Genomic DNA, 15892 nt, shown 5'->3' on the forward strand with positions numbered 1-15892 from the left:
GGTCCCTTGTTCAAACCCTATTCTTTCATCGATACAATTCTTGATCTGACCCCGCTGACAAGTCCCAGCGCCTTGGCGCCCTTACGAATTGTAGATTGCTCTGTGCCAGTCAGGACCCTGCAACAGCGTATCTCCGTTCTACCAAGCTACGCGATGACGTGGTTGTTCCGGTTCAATCGGGGCTCGCCTGTCTCATGTCTCCGGCAAATTCTGGAACAATGTCCCTCAACCCTGGTTACCTTGGCGAAAGGCGAGCAACACCCGAGGGACAGGAAGCAGTGAAGGTTCCGATGCAGCTAAGGATAGGATTTGCGCTGGTTTTCGCGCTTGTGTTGACAAGCTGTACGACCAGTGCAGGCGGTTATTCGTCGTCAGGCCTCGCTCCTATTCCTGGCAGCATCACTTATGGTGGCCAGCCCCGCACCAAGCTGACAAAGTCGCCCGCAGGCTCGTCCTTCCCGCACACCTTCACCGATCAATGGGGACGCGAGGTTGAGGAAATCTACGTCATCCGACCCGACAGGAGCTTGCTTATCGCGCAGCGCCATTACCGCCCGGTTTTCTCGCTCGACGACGACTAAACGAGCAGTTTCCACTTGAGAGATTAGGAAGGAGAATGATCATGCCGCCCCGCAAGAGCACAGAAACGAAAACACTCGACACCACGGGAGCCAAAATTGGCGAGCCGGTGCCGAAGGCCATCATTGATACAAATACCGCCTCCGTCGGCGTTCCACGGCAGGCAGCGTCCGATCTGCACGAAGACCTGAGCGCGTTGCGAAAACAAATCGACGCGCTCCAGCAGCGAGTGGCAACCGCCGCCCGATCGGCCAAGGGGAATGCCGACGACGCAATGCGCCAGACGCAGGCGGCGGTGAAGCGTCATCCAGTCTCGACATTGGTAGCGGTGGCGGCTGTATGCGGCGCGTTTGCGCTTATCCTCGCCGGACGTCGTGCGGAGCCGCCGCGGCGCTATCTTTATCGGTCTGCACTGGACGAATTGCGCGATCTCTATGACTCGGTCCGCGACCGGCTCTAACAAGATTTCAGGATTGCGAGAATCATCAATATGCCCGACGCTCCATCATCAGCGAGGGATTACATGTTCGATATTATCGTGAGAAGTGCACTTGATATCGTTGGGCAGACGGAGCGTCTGATTGAGGCAATGCGGCGGATGCTGCAGAGTGAAGAGTTTGACGAGGTAGAAGTGTACGAGCTCGACTATGAGATAGAGCGACTCGGAGACGTTGTTTTCAACGTGGACGAGGCCGTCCGCTCGCTGGTCCGCTCCGTCGAATATTCGCTAAAAGGTGCCCACGTGCACGCAATCTGCAGAACGTTGCACTGACGGCTAATCGCCAGCCTTCCGACCGACGGCTACGAGACCCGCGGCCTGGATTTGAATATCTCGATTCTGCGTGTCACGCCGATGTCACGCGACCGTCGCAGCAATATGTGCTTGATAGGCGCCGTTGGGCTCAGCCATCGGTCGGGCCGAAATTTCTATTGTTGCTGAGGCATCGCGATGACGTTGAACACCACCGGGCTGGAAATTGGCCCCGACGAATTCATTTTTCCGGTTCACACCCGAACGATCGCACAGATCAGGTACGATATTCTCAACCAGGTCATGACCGTGGTCTATCACGACGGTCGTTCGCGTACCACTAGTGGCATCCAGGGCCCCGCAATGCTAAGGATTCTTGCCCAGCGTCCAGTGGAGCGCTCTCCGTTTCTATTGCAGACCGTCATCTGACGCGGGAAAGACATCGTCGACCCTTTTCGGTTGGATACGAACCAGCTTCCGCGGGTTAAATCACCATAGTCGTGCATCCATTTCCCGCGGTCTGCGTTCACCTCCAACTGCCAGACACATGGAGGGAACGCCGATGACCTTTCCACCACCGAAGACCGAATTCCCCGCGCAGCGCTTCGAAGAGGCGACCGCTGCCGCACGCGACGCTTTGGAACGGGTGATCGCAGCTGCCAATGAAGCGGGATGGGGCACCGAAGAAATCACCGCGGCACTGCTTAAGGCCGCGCAGTTTTTGAGCGATGCCAACAAGAGAGATCCCGATCCGGCCGACGATCCCTCAATCAGCGATGCGCCTGCAAGGGAGCAGATTGGTCATGGGGAACTCTATGATTAGAGGGCGTAGCGCTGGTTTTCCGACGCAATGAGACAAGGGTTGCCGGAATTCATGCTCGAGTGTTGCGCGTCTTTGCTCTCGGAACTCGTTCGCAATATGCAAAGGCTCGCTAGCCATGCGGGCGGTAGGGACGAGTTGCAAGACGTTCATCAACGCATGAGCAGCGCGACCAAACCAACCCGGGAGTTTACCCCGAGCTTGGAATAGATGTTTCTGAGGTGGGTTCTGACCGTTTCGTAGCTGATGTGATCGGCTATGGCCACCTCTTTTGGAGAATGGCCCGAGGCAATGCTTGATGCGATCCGAATCTCCGTCGCAGTCAGTTTGTAGGCCTCCATTAGGAAGCCTCGCCGCTCATTGAGTGGTGTGGCCACCATCGGCTCAACAATGACGGCCACGGTCGGCCCCTCCAAGAACTCAGTGAATGCATCGGACTGGAGCCGGAGGAGTGTGATGCGATAACTAGCCTTGTCCTTCCCCTTTGCAATCGCCGTATGCGGCCTTGTTTGCACACCCTTTCTGGAGGTCAGGAAATCGAGAACGGCAGTCGACCTCTCGCATTGAAGTTCGAGCTTGCCGCTTGGGGCGACTTGCATAGGAAAGCCAGCCGCCATTAAGGCTTCCGCGCTCTTATTCCATTGGCGTGCTCGCCCTTGCTCCGAAACGTAGATCAGTCCGACGCCGATGCTATCAAACAGGGTTTGCGTTGTCTGTCTTTCCGGAGCGAGTAGATCGCGCTTCCGGATGAAGTCGAAAGCCCTTTTCAAATGGGGAGCGAGTATCGTGTAACGCCCGGCTGCTTCTTTGTTGAAATCGGGGTCCACTGACGACGTGCAGGTCGATAGGACGAAGGTGCGGGTTTCCTCCCGAATGATGGAGACACCGATGCTCGTCTCGCATTGGGCCTGCCCCTTCAGCCAATCATTGTAGAATTCGGATTTGAGCAAGTCCTCGCGTGGAAAGATCTCGTCTCCGCAGACACCCTGACCGACGGGCACAAAGCTCAACCTCGGAATCCAAGGGTTCACTGCGGCAAAGTGGCTGCTGAACTGGTCGACCTCGGTCCTCGAGAACCCCGATACGTAAGGAACATGGGCCACAGGCGAGGCCAGATCGTGGTAATGGAGGGCAGCCTTGCCATTCGGCGAAGTTTGCGCAACGCGATCCAGAAAATCCTGCCAGTTGCACTCACCGAATAGACTTCCATAGATCAAATCTATCAGCTCAGATGAAGCGTCATTTGACTGGAGCATGATCTTTCTGAAAATCCCACAGCGAGTATTTTCGGTATTAAATAACGTTGGTCAGGCAAAGACAACAGCAACCCCATGTAATATCAAATCGGCGACCATGGACATCAGTTGCCGATCGCAATGCGGTATTACTCGCTGCTTCAAGCGATGCGGGTATGGCCAACTCAATAGGTCTCACGGCCGATCGCCGCGACAGAGCCGCGCAGGACGAGGCTCGTGCTGACGCGCAGGCGTTCGACGGCAAGAGGGGTGCGTTCGATACGGGCGATGAGCCGCTCGCCGGCGAGCTTGCCCATCTCGTAGACGCGCTGGTCGACGATGGTGATCGGCGGAACGGTGACGCTGGTCCAATCGGCGTCGAGAAACGAAATCATCGACATGTCGTGGGGGATCGACAGGCCGAGCGATTGCAGCGATTTGAAGATCCGCAAGCCCACGAGGCTGTCTGAAGCCAGCAGTGCCGTCGGCGGAGCACTGTCGGAGAGCAGGCGTTTGATCACGCCGTCCGTCTGTTGCTGGTCCGTAGCGCCGAGCCTGACATAATGAAGAGGGTTCGGCAAACCCGCCTTTGTCAGAACGCTGACAAAACCTTCGACGCGTTCGCGCACGGCGGAATTCGAGATTCGCCCGATATCGGTGAACCCGCCGCCCTCGGCATCCATGGCAGAGACGTAGGCGAGGCGGCGATGTCCTTGCTCGATCAGGTGCCGGGTCGCGGTGATGGCCGCATCCCGATCGTCGCCGGTCACGGCGTCGACATCGAGTTCCGGGATGGCCCGGTCGAACAGGACCAGCGGCACGCCCGCGCGGCGGACGTGCTGGAGATGATCGATGCTGTCGCAACGGGCCGGCGTGACAATCAGGCCATCGACGCGTTTGCCGATCAGGAGGTCGACGGCCGATTTTTCCGCATCGAGCTCTTCGCCCGAATTCGCGATGATGACGTTGAATCCCGCAAGGCGGGCCGCATCGCTGATGCCGCGCACAGCCAGGCTGAAGAAAGCGTTTTCGATATCGCCGACCACGACCCCGATGATGCCGGATCTTCCGGTGCTCATGCTTCGGGCGAGTTCGTTCGGGCGGTATTCGAGGGCGGCCGCCGCCGCAATGACCTGATCTGTGATCTTGGCACTGACCACGCCGTAGCCGCCGAGCACGCGGGCGGCCGTCGCCTTCGAGACCTTTGCGGCCTTCGCGACGTCGGCGACCGTGACTGCACGTTTCGGATGAGCGGAATCTTCCATGGACCGAGGACTACAAGAGTTGTTGACGGCCGGTCAATTGACGAGTATCAAATATGTTGTGAGACCGGTCTCTTTTTGCTGGAGACCGGTATCTTATTCAACACTCCCAGCCAGGAATACAAAGGCAGGGTGACCATACAGTGCCGACAAGAGCATTCCTTTCAGAGCGGAGAACGACGATGCAGCCTTTTTTTTCACTTCCGGCCATAATGGCCCTTTTGCGAGCCGGTTTTTTGACGTGCCTTCTTGCGATGGCGGCAGGCTCTGCGGCCGCCGCCGACAATCCCTATAACCTGATCGAGCCCGGAACTATCAGCGTCGGCACGATGGGCGATTCCAAGCCCTATACGTTTGCAACGGCGGACGGCCAGTTCACGGGTTTCGATATCGAGCTGTTTCTCAACGTCGTTTCCCGCCTCGGCTTTCAAAAAGACAAGGTGACGTTCACGGGCCAGGAATTTTCAGCACTCCTGCCGTCGGTGGCAAACGAAAGGTTCGACGTTGCCGTTGCAGCGATCGGAACCACCGAAGCCCGCAAGAAGACGGTCGACTTTTCCGATGGCTATATTGCCGGTTATCTCTCCGTCCTGACGCCGGATGCCGGTATCAAGGATGCCGATGGCCTCAAGGGCAAGCGTCTCGGCGTCGTGCAGGGGACCTTGCAGGAGGTCTATGCAGCCAAGAATTTCGGGGGAACTGATCTGGTGAAATTCCCCGACAACAATTCCGCCGTGGCCGCGCTCAACAACGGAACGGTCGATGCACATTTTCTCGACTACGAGGCCGCCAAGCAATATGGCGAGCGCTATCCCGCGCTGAAGGTTGCCGTGAATATACCGTCCTTTGATGCGCCTGCTGGCTTCGTCATCCGAAAAGGAAATGATGCCTTCCGCACGGCGCTGAACGGCGCGCTTCACGACGCTATGCAGGATGGCACCTGGAAGACCCTTTACGAAAAGTGGTTCCCCGGCTCACCGATGCCGGAACAGTATCTTCCCAAGAAGTGACGCCGTAAGCCGCCTGCTCATGGCGGGCGGCTTACCAAGGCATTGCTGCTCGGCAGCCGGACGGCGGTGTCTGCCTGGCAAAAATTCATGGGGATCGGAATGAACTGGCTTGAAAATCTGCGCCGCAGCTTCCTCGACTGGGACGCCATGGCGGAAGTTCTGCCGAGCATGATCAGCGTCGGCCTGAAGAATACACTGATCCTGGCAGCTGCCTCGACCGTGCTCGGCGTCGTCATCGGCATGGCTCTCGCGGTGATGGGCATCTCGCAGTCCCGCTGGCTGCGGCTGCCGGCGCGCATCTACACCGATATCTTCCGTGGGCTGCCGGCGATCGTCACGATCCTGATCATCGGCCAAGGTTTTGCCCGGATCGGGCGCGAGATCTTCGGTCCGTCGCCATTTCCGCTCGGCATCCTTGCGCTCAGCCTGATCGCCGGAGCCTATATCGGCGAAATCTTCCGGTCGGGCATCCAGAGCGTCGAGCGCGGCCAGATGGAGGCCTGCCAGGCCCTCAGTATGAGCCATGGGCAGGGCATGCGCCTGATCGTCATCCCACAAGGCATCAGGCGGGTTCTGCCGGCGCTGGTCAATCAATTCATCGGAAACGTCAAGGATTCCAGCCTTGTCTACTTCCTGGGATTGCTCGCTTCCGAGCGGGAGATCTTCCGGGTCGGCCAGGATCAGGCCGTCGTCACCGGCAATCTGTCACCGCTGCTGTTGGCAGGCGTCTTCTATCTCGTCATCACCGTGCCGCTGACCCACTTCGTCAATTATATCGATGCGAGACTGCGGCTCGGAGAACAAGGCCGCGGCTCGGGTGCTGCGAGCGGATTGGTCGAGGTGAGCGAGTTGCGGGCCGCTGCCGGCCCCCATCCCACAGGCACGGCCGAGGAGAGTACGCCGCGCTTTAAAGGCGGCGTCCTGAACATCCGCGACCTCACCATGGCCTATGGCGATCTCGACGTGCTGAAGGGTGTCGATCTCGATATCGCGGCCGGTACTGTCACCTGCGTCATCGGCCCTTCCGGCTCAGGCAAATCGACGCTGCTGCGCTGCATGAACAGGCTTGTCGAGCCCAAGGGCGGCGACATCCTGCTCGATGGCGAGAGCATCCTGGCGATGAAGCCGGAGAGGCTGCGCCGGCGTGTGGGCATGGTGTTCCAGCACTTCAACCTGTTTCCCGACCACACGGCACTCGAGAACGTCATGCTTTCGCTGACCAAGATCAAGAAGATGCCGAGGCAGGAGGCGCGGCGCATCGCAGAGGCGCGTCTGGCCGATGTCGGTCTCGCAGAGCGTCGGGATCATCGGCCGGCAGGTCTGTCTGGTGGGCAGCAGCAGCGCGTCGCCATCGCCCGCGCGCTGGCCATGGATCCGGAGGTCATGCTGTTTGACGAAGTGACGAGTGCGCTCGATCCCGAACTGGTGAAGGGCGTGCTCGACCTGATGGCCGCCCTCGGCCGCCAGGGCATGACGATGGCCGTGGTGACACATGAGATGGGATTTGCGCGCAGGGTGGCCGATCAGGTTGTCTTCATGGATGAGGGCCGCATCGTCGAGGCCGGCTGCCCGCAGCAGATCTTCGACAATCCCCGAAGCGAGCGGCTGAAGCGCTTCCTTGCTGAAGTTCTCTGAAGCGCCTGAGGCAACGCATGGTGCCCCCGGTCGTCCTCACGCCGGGCGTGCCGGATTTCATTCGATCTAGCAAGAGCAGAAAACAAGGTTATCGACATGAATGCTTCCATCAAACCTTCGAAGGTCATCGTCATCGGCGGCGGGATCTTTGGCGTCTCGACCGCTGTCCATCTGGCACGGCTCGGGGTCCGCACCGTGCTCATCAATGATGGCCCGCTCGCCAATGGCGCCTCCGGCCGTTCGCTCGCCTGGCTCAACTCGGCGCGCAAACGCTCCGATGCCTATCACCGACTGCGGTTGGCAGGCCTAGATCGCTATCGCACCCTAGCCGCCCGGTATCCCGATATCCCATGGCTGCGCTTCGACGGCGGCCTGACCTGGGATGCGGACGATGCCGGCAACGAGATTGCCGAGATCTTCGACTATGAGCGGGACCTCGGCTATCACGCGCAATGGCTCGCCCCTGAAAGAATTGCCGCGGCGACGCCGGGTGTCGATGCAAGCGCCGTGACGCCGCAAGGCGCGATCTTCAATCCCGGGGAGGGCTGGGTCGATCTTCCGTCCTTGATCGTCACGCTCGTGGAAGAATTCCGCACGCTGGGCGGCGAGATCGTCACGGACGCGGGTCGCGCGACGGTCGATGTCGAAAGCGCGCGTGCCCGTGGCGTGATCACGGCAGACGGCATGCGCCGCGATGCGGATGCCGTGCTGCTTGCCGCTGGCGGCGAGGTTCCGGCAATCGTCGCCGAGGCCGGCCAGCATATCGGCGATGCAACGCCTGTCGCCCTTCTCGTCCGGACCAAGCCGATCCGCCATCCGCTGAAGGCCGTGCTCAACACTCCTCGCGTCGCCATCCGGCCAACGCCCAACGGTGGCTTCGCGCTCGATGCCGCCTGGTCCGAGGAAGAGGTGAGCGTGAAGCCCGACGGCAGCTATGATGTCAGGCAATCGACGCTGGAAGGATTGCTGCGCGAGGCTTCAAAAGTTCTCGAAGGCAATCCGGTGCTGGAGGTCGAAGATTATGGGGTCGGCCCGAAGCCCATCCCAGGCGACGGCGAGCCCGTCTTCGGCGAACTGCCATCGATCTCGGGTTATTTCGTCGCCTTCAGCCATAGCGGCGCCACCCTCGGCCTGATTGCCGGCGAACTGCTGGCGGACGAGATCGTCACCGGACGCCGCCATCCGCTGTTGGCGGACTTTCGGCCGGAGCGTTTCAGCGCGTCGCGAATATGAAGGCAGCAGCAGAGGCCGATGCATCCTTCTGAGCCCTCGAGCGTTCTATCGCCAGGAACAACTGGAGACACATCATGTTCAAGGACGAACTTGGGGACACCGGCACAAACAAGGATATGCGCGACGGTGTGGAAACCGCGCCGGCCTCCTTCGAAGAAGCGAGCATCAACCCTGATCTTATTAGACGTGAGGGTTTCGCCAGTGAGGCCGAATATCGGGCATATATTGCGACGCTCGGTGGTCATGCTTCCGTTGGAGACACCGTCGAGGAGCCTCCCCCGATCTACGAAGGTCATGTCCTGGAAGGCCGTCTGCAAGAACTGAGAGAAGAACTCGAAAACCTCCGCGCTCGCCTTCATTTGATCCAACATCAGGCTGCGACCGTCGTTACGGAGAACGTCCGATGGGCCGATGCCAGCGCCCATGCGCAGCTCGGCAATCAGCCTTGGCTCAAGCTGGCAGGTGCAATGGCGGCGACCTTCGTCGTCACGAGGGGCATCATGCGTTTGCCTCTGGGAGCCGTGGCGACGACGGCGCTGCCGTTGGTGGCGGCGGCGATGAACCGGAAGCTCGCCCGGTGAAAGTCGTCGGCTTCGATGACTGTTCAGGCGAAGCCGATTTCCGCGAGCAGAGGCAGGTGGTCCGAGGCAATCCTTGTCAGACGGTTTTCCAGGACCGCCGCCTGTTTGACGATGAGATCGTCAGTGACGAAAATGTGGTCGAGGCGCATCAGCGGGTAGCGCGACGGAAAGGTCGCTCTCGGCGCGGCGCCGCCTGCGACCTGGGCATCTTTCAATGACCGTGCGGCAAGCCGGTAAGTCGCCGATGACGGGATTGCATTGAAATCGCCGCAGAGGATGGTTGGAAGAGGTTCATCCGCCGTGCCGTGCAGCCAGCCGGGGTTCAGCAATGTCGTCATCTGCCGGATGCGCTCGCGGCCACGAAGGCCGAGATGGGTGTTGACGACCAGCAGTTTTCTGTCACCGACCAGTATTTCGACGGAAATGGCGCCGCGCTGTTCGCCGATGGATGGCAATGGTCCGGCCTTGACCGCGCCGGTCTGCAGCGAAGTGATGATCGCATCGCCATACTGCTCCTCGGCAATCGACAGCGCCGGATGAAAATGAGCCTGCATCTTCAAAAGCGAGGCGATCGCATGGGCCTGGTCGACGCCGCCGGTCCTGCGCCTGAGGACATCGACCTCCTGAAGCGCGACGATATCGGCCTCAGCCTCGGCGATGACAGAAGCGATGCGGCCGGGATCGAGCTTCCGGTCGCCGCCGATACAGCTGTGCACATTATAGGTCAGGAGTTTGATTGGTTTATCCGGCATAGACCCGCTGAAAGCTCGTTCCCCCAGGACATGGAACTTGTCCTTCGGGGGAACACAGAACTCGTTTGATCGTTCCAGATGATCGGGGCTGGCGCCTTCGAGCCTTCTTCGAACGCACGAAGGACGCTCTAACTCTTAAAACCTGCGCATCGCGCTTCGGAATGGATAATCGATGAGCCTGAAAAGCATAATCTGGAATGGATTACTGGTTGCCGCCCTTTGTCTGGCGGTCTTCCTTCTCTATCGGATCTTCCAACAGTACAGCCTGGATGAGATCGTCCAATCGGTTCGCAGCATTCCATTCTCGATCTTCTGCTCAGCGCTTCTGTTTGTGGCGGGATCTTATCTCTGCCTCAGTTGCTTCGACCTCCTGGCGATCCGCTCGCTCGGCAAATCCTTGCCCTACCGGAACATCCTGCTCGCCTCGTTCGTCAGCCTTTCACTCGGCCACAATATCGGCTTTGCGGGCCTCAGCAGCGGCGCCTTTCGCTATCGTTTCTATTCGCGCTGGGGGCTGACGGCGGAGGACGTGGCGAAGATCATCCTGTTTTGCGGCGTCACCGTGGGGCTCGGGCTCATCACGCTCGGCGGCCTTGCCACGATCATCAATCCCGGCGATGCCGGGCGCCTGCTGCGCATCGATCCGGCAAGTGTGCGCATCTTCGGCGTCCTGGCGCTGGTCGTGCCGGCGGTCTATGCGGGCCTGGCGTTTTTCATCCGCGGCACGTTGCGGCTGTGGCGCTGGTCGTTTCAGCTGCCACGATTTTCGATCGCGGTCGCGCAGGTCGGAATTGGGACGATCAATTTCATGTTCGTCTCCGCCTGCCTGCATCAGATGCTTTCGGCCTTCGGCGACGTGGCCTTCTTCAGGTCGGTAACGGCTTACGTGCTCGCCAATTCGGCAATCCTTGCAACACATGTTCCGGGCGGTCTCGGCGTGCTTGAGGCGACCGTTTCCTATGTCGTGCCAAAGGAGGCTTCGATCGGCGCTCTGATTGCATTCCGCTGTGCCTATTTCTTCATTCCGCTGGCGCTCGGCACCACTCTCCTCGTTATCAGCGAGGTAATCTTCCGGCGGAAATCACGCGGGGCGGATGAGGAGGCGGACGAGCGCGCCGAGGCCCAGTCGGTCTAGGAGTGCGAAAGGCCGAGCCGGATCGAAGAGGCCGGTGCCCCGAATCGGCGAAATGCTGCCCGACAGCTCGACCGCGAATTCCCGCAAACCCCGCGGGCCGTCGTTGAGCGCGTCGACCGCCTCGATCACCGAGCCGCTTCGCATGAAGGCGGCGGCGAAGGTCTCCGTGGCGGTGCCGAGATATTCGGCCAGAAGCCGGTTGCGCAGACCAGCGATCGTGCGGCGGTGCTCATCGTTACCGGCCTCGAACAGCATGTCACATTCGCAATCCAGCCCTTCCGAGCGATTGTTGAGATTGGAGGAGCCGATGCGGATCAGTTCGTCATCGGCAATCATCAGCTTGGAGTGGATAAGCACCTCCGCCTCGTTGTCCTTTTCCGGCACTGGCCCGGGCACGACGGGATAGTAGACGCGCAGGCGGGCTCCGCGATCGGCGCGTTTGAGGCGGCGGATGACGCGGTCGCGATTGCCGCCCATGACGATCTTTTCGATCAACCCGTGAGAGCTCCGCGTGCAGATGATGATGACTTCGGGCCCGTTCTCTTCCTGCAGCCGCGCGGCAATGGCGTCGGCGACGCGGAAGGAGGCGAGATATTGTGCCTCGATGTAGAGCTGCCGTCGCGCCCGGGCGATGACGTCCAATGTCATGGCGATGCCGTCGCTGATGCCGGTGCGAAAAGCGGTCGACGGCTCCGTCAGCGCTAAAGTGACCGGGATTTCCTGCATGGAAACGGCGAGATTGGCGGGCCAGGTGAAGGGAACGCTCTCGGTTAACGGCAGGTGGCTTTCGCCGGTGGCGTTTTCCCAGCGCCGCCTGGCGATGTCGCCGATCATCCGAGCGGCATCACCGGTGATCATCGCCTGAACGTCATGCAGAGGATCGTAGGGATCGCCACCGGGGTCGCGCCGCCACCTGTCCATGACGCGATGGCGCCTTGTGTCCCATCGCCGCGACGTCAGATCGATGCCGCCGGTGAAGGCGACGGCATCATCAATGCAGACGAGCTTTTGATGATGGCAGCCGCGCACGGTGCCTGGAAGGTCGAAGCGCAGATCGATCCTGGCGTTTTTTGGAAAATCCTTCTTCCGAAGCAACTGGATTGATTTGTCCGAATAGATCGGCCCGAGCGCCCAAATGAGAATGCGTATTTCGAGGTCGGGATTCGTCGCCACTGCGGAATGCAGCAGGTCGGCCAAGGTTTCGTCGGATTTTTCGGGCGCGATCCGAATGTCGGGATGGAAATCCCACCCTATGATCCACACAGTGCGTCGCGCCTGCCGCAACGCACGCGCCACTTCCGAGAAATAGCGGTTACCATTGATCAGGAAGGCGGCCCTTTCCGCATGTCCTTGCAGGCGCCATTCCATGCTTTCCTGTTTTTCGCCGCCCGGATGTTGCGCTTTTGTTCGGGTCAGGTAGGATTGATCGGACATGGTTTCAAATGCGGTCATGTTTGCCTCAGCCTCTCGACTGAGACCAAACGCGTGGAATTTAACCGGGTTCCCGATTGTAGGACGCGGCTGCCGCATGGGCGCCCTGACACACAGGATTTAGAAAGCGAAATGTCACAACGAGCAGGCAGCGCCGATCTTCCCCTTCACGGGGGACGCGTGCCGCATTGGCTCGGCGACCGAATGACGCGGCTCGGGACGCTGATCACCGAGGCGATCGTCCATCATTATGGCCGCGACGAGTTTTTGCGCAGGCTGGCGCATCCCTTCTGGTTCCAGTCCTTCGGCGCGGTCATGGGCATGGATTGGCATTCCTCCGGCATCACCACCAGCGTTCTTGGCGCGTTGAAGCGCGGGCTGAAGCCGCGGGCCGGCGAACTCGGCCTGCACGTCTGCGGCGGCCGCGGCGCGCATTCGCGCAAGACCCCGCAGGAGCTCGTCTCGATCGGGGAGCGGGTCGGACTCGACGGCGAGGGGCTTGCGACCACGAGCCGTCTTATCGCCAAGGTCGACAGCGCCGCCCTTCAGGATGGGTTTGATCTTTATCTGCACGGGTTCATCGTTGCCGATGACGGCCATTGGGTGGTCGTGCAGCAAGGCATGAACGGCGACAGGCGGCAGGCCCGGCGCTATCACTGGCTGTCCGAAGGGCTTGAGAGCTTCATCGACTCGCCGCATGCGGCAATCGAGGGAAGGAGCCAGGGCGAGATCGTCAACCTCGCCGACCGGCGCGCCGAACGCTCGCGGCGTGGTCAGCTTGATCTGCTCGCGACCCTCGGGCCCGACCGGATCATCCGCGAAGCCGCCGCCCTGCTGCGTGCCGAAGAGCCGGCGCCCGAACCTGCCGAACAACCGATGCTGCCGCACCTGATCATGCCCCCCCATCACGATGTTCGTGAGAGCGACGTCAACATGCGGCGCCTGCATGGAAATCTGGCTGCCGCTGCCGATCGCGGGCCGGCGGATTTCGAAGAGCTGCTGCTCGTTCCAGGCGTCGGCGCCCGCACGGTGAAGGCGTTGGCGATGGTGGCGGAGGTCGTCCACGGCGCGCCCTGCCGCTTTTCTGATCCGGCGCGCTTCTCGATCGCCCATGGCGGCAAGGACCGCCATCCCTTTCCGGTCCCGCTCAAGGTCTATGACGAGACGATCGCCGTGATGAAATCCGCAGTGCAGAAGGGCAGGCTCGGACGCGAGGAGGAGTTGCAGGCGCTCAAGCGCCTGGACGAGCAATCCAGGCAGATGGAACGCTATGTGACAGGTCCCGACCTCAAGGAAATCATCGCCGGCGAATTCCGCCAATCCGCCGATTTCGGCGGCCGGAGCGTCTTCGGCTGGGAGAAGCCGGAGACCGACCAGAGCTAGCTCTCAATGACCGTCGGGCGGGACGGCCTCAGTCGGAATCGTCTCTTTCAGATTCTTCCGATGGAAGATGAAGAGCCCTGCAACGACGATGATTGCGGCGCCGACGATGATCTGTGCATCGGGAATGTCGTCGAAGAAGAGGTATCCGAGGATGATCGCCCAGAGCAGCAGCGTATATTGCAGCGGGGCGAGCAGCGATGCCGGTGCGAGCTTCAGCGAGCGCGTGATGAGCAGATGTGCGCAGGTGGCAACGATGCCAAGCAGCAGCATGCCGGACCAGTCGATGAGCGTTGCTGGCTGCCAGTGACCGATGCTCAGGACGATGCCGGTGACGAGCGCCGCGATCGTCTGCCATGTCACCAGCGTCGTGTCGCTGGTCGAGCGCAGATAGCGGCTCATCACCAGCGACAGTGCAAAGGCGAAACTCCCCGCAAGGCCAAAGAGCGATGGAAGCGACAGCATCGCCGTGGACGGACGCAGCGCGATAACGACGCCGGCAAAGCCGATCAGAACGGCAAGCCAGCGGCGCCAGCCGATCTTCTCCCCGAGAAAGAAATGCGAAAGCGCCGCGATATAGATCGGCCCGGCCATATAGAAGGTCATGACGTCTGCGAGCGGCAGATAGGCGACGGCAGCGTAGAATAGGGCGACATCGCAAGTCGCCATGAAAACACGGATGAACTGCAGGCCCTTCTGCTCGACGCGGAACAAGGCCATCGGCCCTTGCCGGAGGATCATTGGTCCGAGCACGATGAAAGCGCCGACCGAGCGGATCACCAGCACCTGGCCGACGGCAAAGCTGGCGACCAGCCATTTGCCCATTGCATCGTTCAGCGCAAAGAGCAGATCGCCAATCAGCATCAGCACGACGCCTGTTATGATCAGGTTTCCGGCATCGGCTACGCCAGTCTTGGTCGTCATCTTTGGCATCCTCGCAAAACGGCCGCGCATGCGCGGCCGAGTGCGGCTTCTGCCTTAACACTGCCGATGTCAATGGTCAGTTTGAAGCGCCTGTACCCGAATTTGTCATAGGGGTATGGCGAGCGACCGTCTTCGTTCACCTTGACCGACAGCTTACCTCTCTGATCGGGGCGCCGTGCCGTACAGTCGTGGAGCCAGCGATTAAATTGGCCGTCTTTAGGAAAAGGGCGCACCGCCGCCCGCCCTAAACATTAAGTCAGGCTCACCAAGGTAGCGTGCCCTTGTCATTGATGAAGGCACCCGTCTGGCCGTCGTTCGCGACTGCAAGCTGGACAATGATCTCAGCCGCCTGCTCGACCGTCCGATAGCCTGTATTGCCGTTAAAATCGGTCTTCGTGTATCCGGGATCCGCGCTGTTGACCCTGATGCCGAACGACGCGAGGGCCTTGGAAAACGATACGGTCACTGCGTTGAGGGCCGTCTTCGAGCTGTTGTAGCCCAGGCTGTTCACACCATAGAATTCGCTCTCCGGGTCTGTCAGGGCGCCAAGCGAACCGAGCTCGCTGCTGACGTTGACGACATTGGCGGAACCCGCTGCTTTGAGCAGAGGCAGGAAAGCTTGCGTAATTCGAATCGGCCCGAACACGTTGATCTCGTAGACCTGACGGATGTCGTCTACGGTCTGATCCGCCGGGTCGATGAATGCTCCGGGTATGCCCGCATTGTTGACCAGTGCGTCGAGTTTGCCGTCTTCCTGTCTGACACGATCCGCGGCTGCCTTCACACTTGCGTCGTCCTCGACGGCAATTTCAAGGAAGCGCACATCGTGACCCTGAGCTCGCAAAGCTTCCGCCGCACTCTCACCGCGCCCCGCATCGCGGGCACCAAGCCAAACACGATAACCCATTCCCCCGAGCCGTCGAGCGGTTTCAAAGCCGATGCTCTTGTTGGCGCCGGTGATCAATGCATTCTTCAACATGGTGGTTCTCCATTCTGGTTGCCCGTCCAATATGAGCAGGCGCCTTTCCGGCCGCGTGCCAAATTCTATTGAACTCTTGCCTAATCCTGCTGAAAGACTTGCGCGCGTTGGAGGAGGGTGCAATTTAACAGCATGGACAATGTGGGCGAAGAACTAAGGTCCCTGATCGAGAGGCACTCGCGTGG

Annotated in this window: 17 protein-coding genes; 11 read left to right on the forward strand and 6 right to left on the reverse strand. The window is 60.3% G+C overall.

The window, feature by feature from the left end:
- The first annotated feature begins 290 nt into the window (after window positions 1–290).
- From RWK44_RS01825 to RWK44_RS01845, 5 genes are all read left to right on the forward strand, one after another.
- Entirely contained in the window at window positions 291–581 is a 291-nt protein-coding gene (locus RWK44_RS01825; protein ID WP_077976911.1) for a hypothetical protein, read from the forward strand.
- Between the two features lie 41 nt (window positions 582–622).
- The gene (locus RWK44_RS01830) at window positions 623–1039 is read left to right on the forward strand and encodes a hypothetical protein (protein ID WP_221946504.1); all 417 of its coding nucleotides are present in this window, start codon (window positions 623–625) and stop codon (window positions 1037–1039) included.
- 63 nt (window positions 1040–1102) lie between these two features.
- Window positions 1103–1351 carry a hypothetical protein gene (locus RWK44_RS01835; protein ID WP_077976912.1) on the forward strand — a complete coding sequence of 83 codons (249 nt, stop codon included), beginning with the start codon at window positions 1103–1105 and terminating at the stop codon, window positions 1349–1351.
- Between the two features lie 177 nt (window positions 1352–1528).
- Window positions 1529–1759: a hypothetical protein gene (locus tag RWK44_RS01840; protein ID WP_222060743.1), complete on the forward strand. Its 231-nt coding sequence runs from the start codon at window positions 1529–1531 to the stop codon at window positions 1757–1759.
- A gap of 133 nt (window positions 1760–1892) precedes the next feature.
- Window positions 1893–2153, forward strand: a complete 261-nt coding sequence (locus RWK44_RS01845; RefSeq protein ID WP_077976913.1) for a hypothetical protein — start codon at window positions 1893–1895, stop codon at window positions 2151–2153.
- 149 nt (window positions 2154–2302) lie between these two features.
- Here the strand turns inward: RWK44_RS01845 and RWK44_RS01850 are convergent, their stop codons facing one another.
- On the reverse strand, window positions 2303–3406 hold the full coding sequence (locus RWK44_RS01850; protein WP_131662731.1) for a LuxR C-terminal-related transcriptional regulator: 1104 nt from the start codon (window positions 3404–3406) through the stop codon (window positions 2303–2305).
- A 164-nt stretch (window positions 3407–3570) separates the two neighbouring features.
- Window positions 3571–4650, reverse strand: a complete 1080-nt coding sequence (locus RWK44_RS01855) for a LacI family DNA-binding transcriptional regulator (protein ID WP_316028282.1) — start codon at window positions 4648–4650, stop codon at window positions 3571–3573.
- Window positions 4651–4829: 179 nt separating this feature from the next.
- Between RWK44_RS01855 and RWK44_RS01860 the strand changes: the two genes are divergently transcribed.
- From RWK44_RS01860 to RWK44_RS01875, 4 genes are all read left to right on the forward strand, one after another.
- On the forward strand, window positions 4830–5657 hold the full coding sequence (locus RWK44_RS01860) for an ABC transporter substrate-binding protein (RefSeq protein ID WP_316028283.1): 828 nt from the start codon (window positions 4830–4832) through the stop codon (window positions 5655–5657).
- A gap of 99 nt (window positions 5658–5756) precedes the next feature.
- Window positions 5757–7292: an amino acid ABC transporter permease/ATP-binding protein gene (locus RWK44_RS01865; protein WP_316028284.1), complete on the forward strand. Its 1536-nt coding sequence runs from the start codon at window positions 5757–5759 to the stop codon at window positions 7290–7292.
- A 96-nt stretch (window positions 7293–7388) separates the two neighbouring features.
- Window positions 7389–8525: an NAD(P)/FAD-dependent oxidoreductase gene (locus RWK44_RS01870; protein WP_316028285.1), complete on the forward strand. Its 1137-nt coding sequence runs from the start codon at window positions 7389–7391 to the stop codon at window positions 8523–8525.
- 74 nt (window positions 8526–8599) lie between these two features.
- Window positions 8600–9106 (forward strand): hypothetical protein, encoded by a 507-nt coding sequence (locus RWK44_RS01875; protein ID WP_131662736.1) that lies wholly within the window; start codon window positions 8600–8602, stop codon window positions 9104–9106.
- Between the two features lie 23 nt (window positions 9107–9129).
- Here RWK44_RS01875 and RWK44_RS01880 read toward each other — a convergent pair whose 3' ends face one another.
- Window positions 9130–9858, reverse strand: coding sequence for an endonuclease/exonuclease/phosphatase family protein (locus RWK44_RS01880; protein WP_316028286.1), 729 nt, complete (start codon window positions 9856–9858; stop codon window positions 9130–9132).
- 172 nt (window positions 9859–10030) lie between these two features.
- On the opposite strand from RWK44_RS01880, the gene RWK44_RS01885 reads away from it, so the two are divergent.
- Window positions 10031–10993 (forward strand): lysylphosphatidylglycerol synthase domain-containing protein, encoded by a 963-nt coding sequence (locus RWK44_RS01885; protein WP_316028287.1) that lies wholly within the window; start codon window positions 10031–10033, stop codon window positions 10991–10993.
- Here the strand turns inward: RWK44_RS01885 and RWK44_RS01890 are convergent.
- A complete protein-coding gene (locus RWK44_RS01890; protein WP_316028288.1) occupies window positions 10940–12445 on the reverse strand; it encodes a phospholipase D-like domain-containing protein in 1506 nt (501 codons plus the stop codon). The genes RWK44_RS01885 and RWK44_RS01890 overlap by 54 nt on opposite strands.
- Before the next feature lie 111 nt (window positions 12446–12556).
- On the opposite strand from RWK44_RS01890, the gene RWK44_RS01895 reads away from it, so the two are divergent.
- The gene (locus RWK44_RS01895) at window positions 12557–13807 is read left to right on the forward strand and encodes a DUF763 domain-containing protein (RefSeq protein WP_168280909.1); all 1251 of its coding nucleotides are present in this window, start codon (window positions 12557–12559) and stop codon (window positions 13805–13807) included.
- Window positions 13808–13810: 3 nt separating this feature from the next.
- On the opposite strand, the gene RWK44_RS01900 is transcribed toward RWK44_RS01895, so the two are convergent.
- Both RWK44_RS01900 and RWK44_RS01905 read right to left on the reverse strand, forming a co-directional pair.
- A complete protein-coding gene (locus tag RWK44_RS01900; RefSeq protein WP_316028289.1) occupies window positions 13811–14728 on the reverse strand; it encodes a DMT family transporter in 918 nt (305 codons plus the stop codon).
- A 262-nt stretch (window positions 14729–14990) separates the two neighbouring features.
- Window positions 14991–15707: an SDR family oxidoreductase gene (locus tag RWK44_RS01905; protein ID WP_077976922.1), complete on the reverse strand. Its 717-nt coding sequence runs from the start codon at window positions 15705–15707 to the stop codon at window positions 14991–14993.
- Window positions 15708–15892 lie beyond the last annotated feature (185 nt).

The sequence above is a fragment of the Rhizobium sp. 25PS6 genome (assembly GCF_032464655.1).
GTDB lineage: Bacteria > Pseudomonadota > Alphaproteobacteria > Rhizobiales > Rhizobiaceae > Rhizobium > Rhizobium laguerreae.

What these genes read in the sequence shown, in the direction of transcription:
- RWK44_RS01825 (WP_077976911.1), top strand. Translation starts at nt 291, where the DNA reads ATGCAGCTAAGGATAGGATTTGCGCTGGTTTTCGCGCTTGTGTTGACA.
- RWK44_RS01830 (WP_221946504.1), top strand. Translation starts at nt 623, where the DNA reads ATGCCGCCCCGCAAGAGCACAGAAACGAAAACACTCGACACCACGGGA.
- RWK44_RS01835 (WP_077976912.1), top strand. Translation starts at nt 1,103, where the DNA reads ATGTTCGATATTATCGTGAGAAGTGCACTTGATATCGTTGGGCAGACG.
- RWK44_RS01840 (WP_222060743.1), top strand. Translation starts at nt 1,529, where the DNA reads ATGACGTTGAACACCACCGGGCTGGAAATTGGCCCCGACGAATTCATT.
- RWK44_RS01845 (WP_077976913.1), top strand. Translation starts at nt 1,893, where the DNA reads ATGACCTTTCCACCACCGAAGACCGAATTCCCCGCGCAGCGCTTCGAA.
- RWK44_RS01850 (WP_131662731.1), bottom strand. Translation starts at nt 3,406, where the DNA reads ATGCTCCAGTCAAATGACGCTTCATCTGAGCTGATAGATTTGATCTAT.
- RWK44_RS01855 (WP_316028282.1), bottom strand. Translation starts at nt 4,650, where the DNA reads ATGGAAGATTCCGCTCATCCGAAACGTGCAGTCACGGTCGCCGACGTC.
- RWK44_RS01860 (WP_316028283.1), top strand. Translation starts at nt 4,830, where the DNA reads ATGCAGCCTTTTTTTTCACTTCCGGCCATAATGGCCCTTTTGCGAGCC.
- RWK44_RS01865 (WP_316028284.1), top strand. Translation starts at nt 5,757, where the DNA reads ATGAACTGGCTTGAAAATCTGCGCCGCAGCTTCCTCGACTGGGACGCC.
- RWK44_RS01870 (WP_316028285.1), top strand. Translation starts at nt 7,389, where the DNA reads ATGAATGCTTCCATCAAACCTTCGAAGGTCATCGTCATCGGCGGCGGG.
- RWK44_RS01875 (WP_131662736.1), top strand. Translation starts at nt 8,600, where the DNA reads ATGTTCAAGGACGAACTTGGGGACACCGGCACAAACAAGGATATGCGC.
- RWK44_RS01880 (WP_316028286.1), bottom strand. Translation starts at nt 9,858, where the DNA reads ATGCCGGATAAACCAATCAAACTCCTGACCTATAATGTGCACAGCTGT.
- RWK44_RS01885 (WP_316028287.1), top strand. Translation starts at nt 10,031, where the DNA reads ATGAGCCTGAAAAGCATAATCTGGAATGGATTACTGGTTGCCGCCCTT.
- RWK44_RS01890 (WP_316028288.1), bottom strand. Translation starts at nt 12,445, where the DNA reads ATGACCGCATTTGAAACCATGTCCGATCAATCCTACCTGACCCGAACA.
- RWK44_RS01895 (WP_168280909.1), top strand. Translation starts at nt 12,557, where the DNA reads ATGTCACAACGAGCAGGCAGCGCCGATCTTCCCCTTCACGGGGGACGC.
- RWK44_RS01900 (WP_316028289.1), bottom strand. Translation starts at nt 14,728, where the DNA reads ATGACGACCAAGACTGGCGTAGCCGATGCCGGAAACCTGATCATAACA.
- RWK44_RS01905 (WP_077976922.1), bottom strand. Translation starts at nt 15,707, where the DNA reads ATGTTGAAGAATGCATTGATCACCGGCGCCAACAAGAGCATCGGCTTT.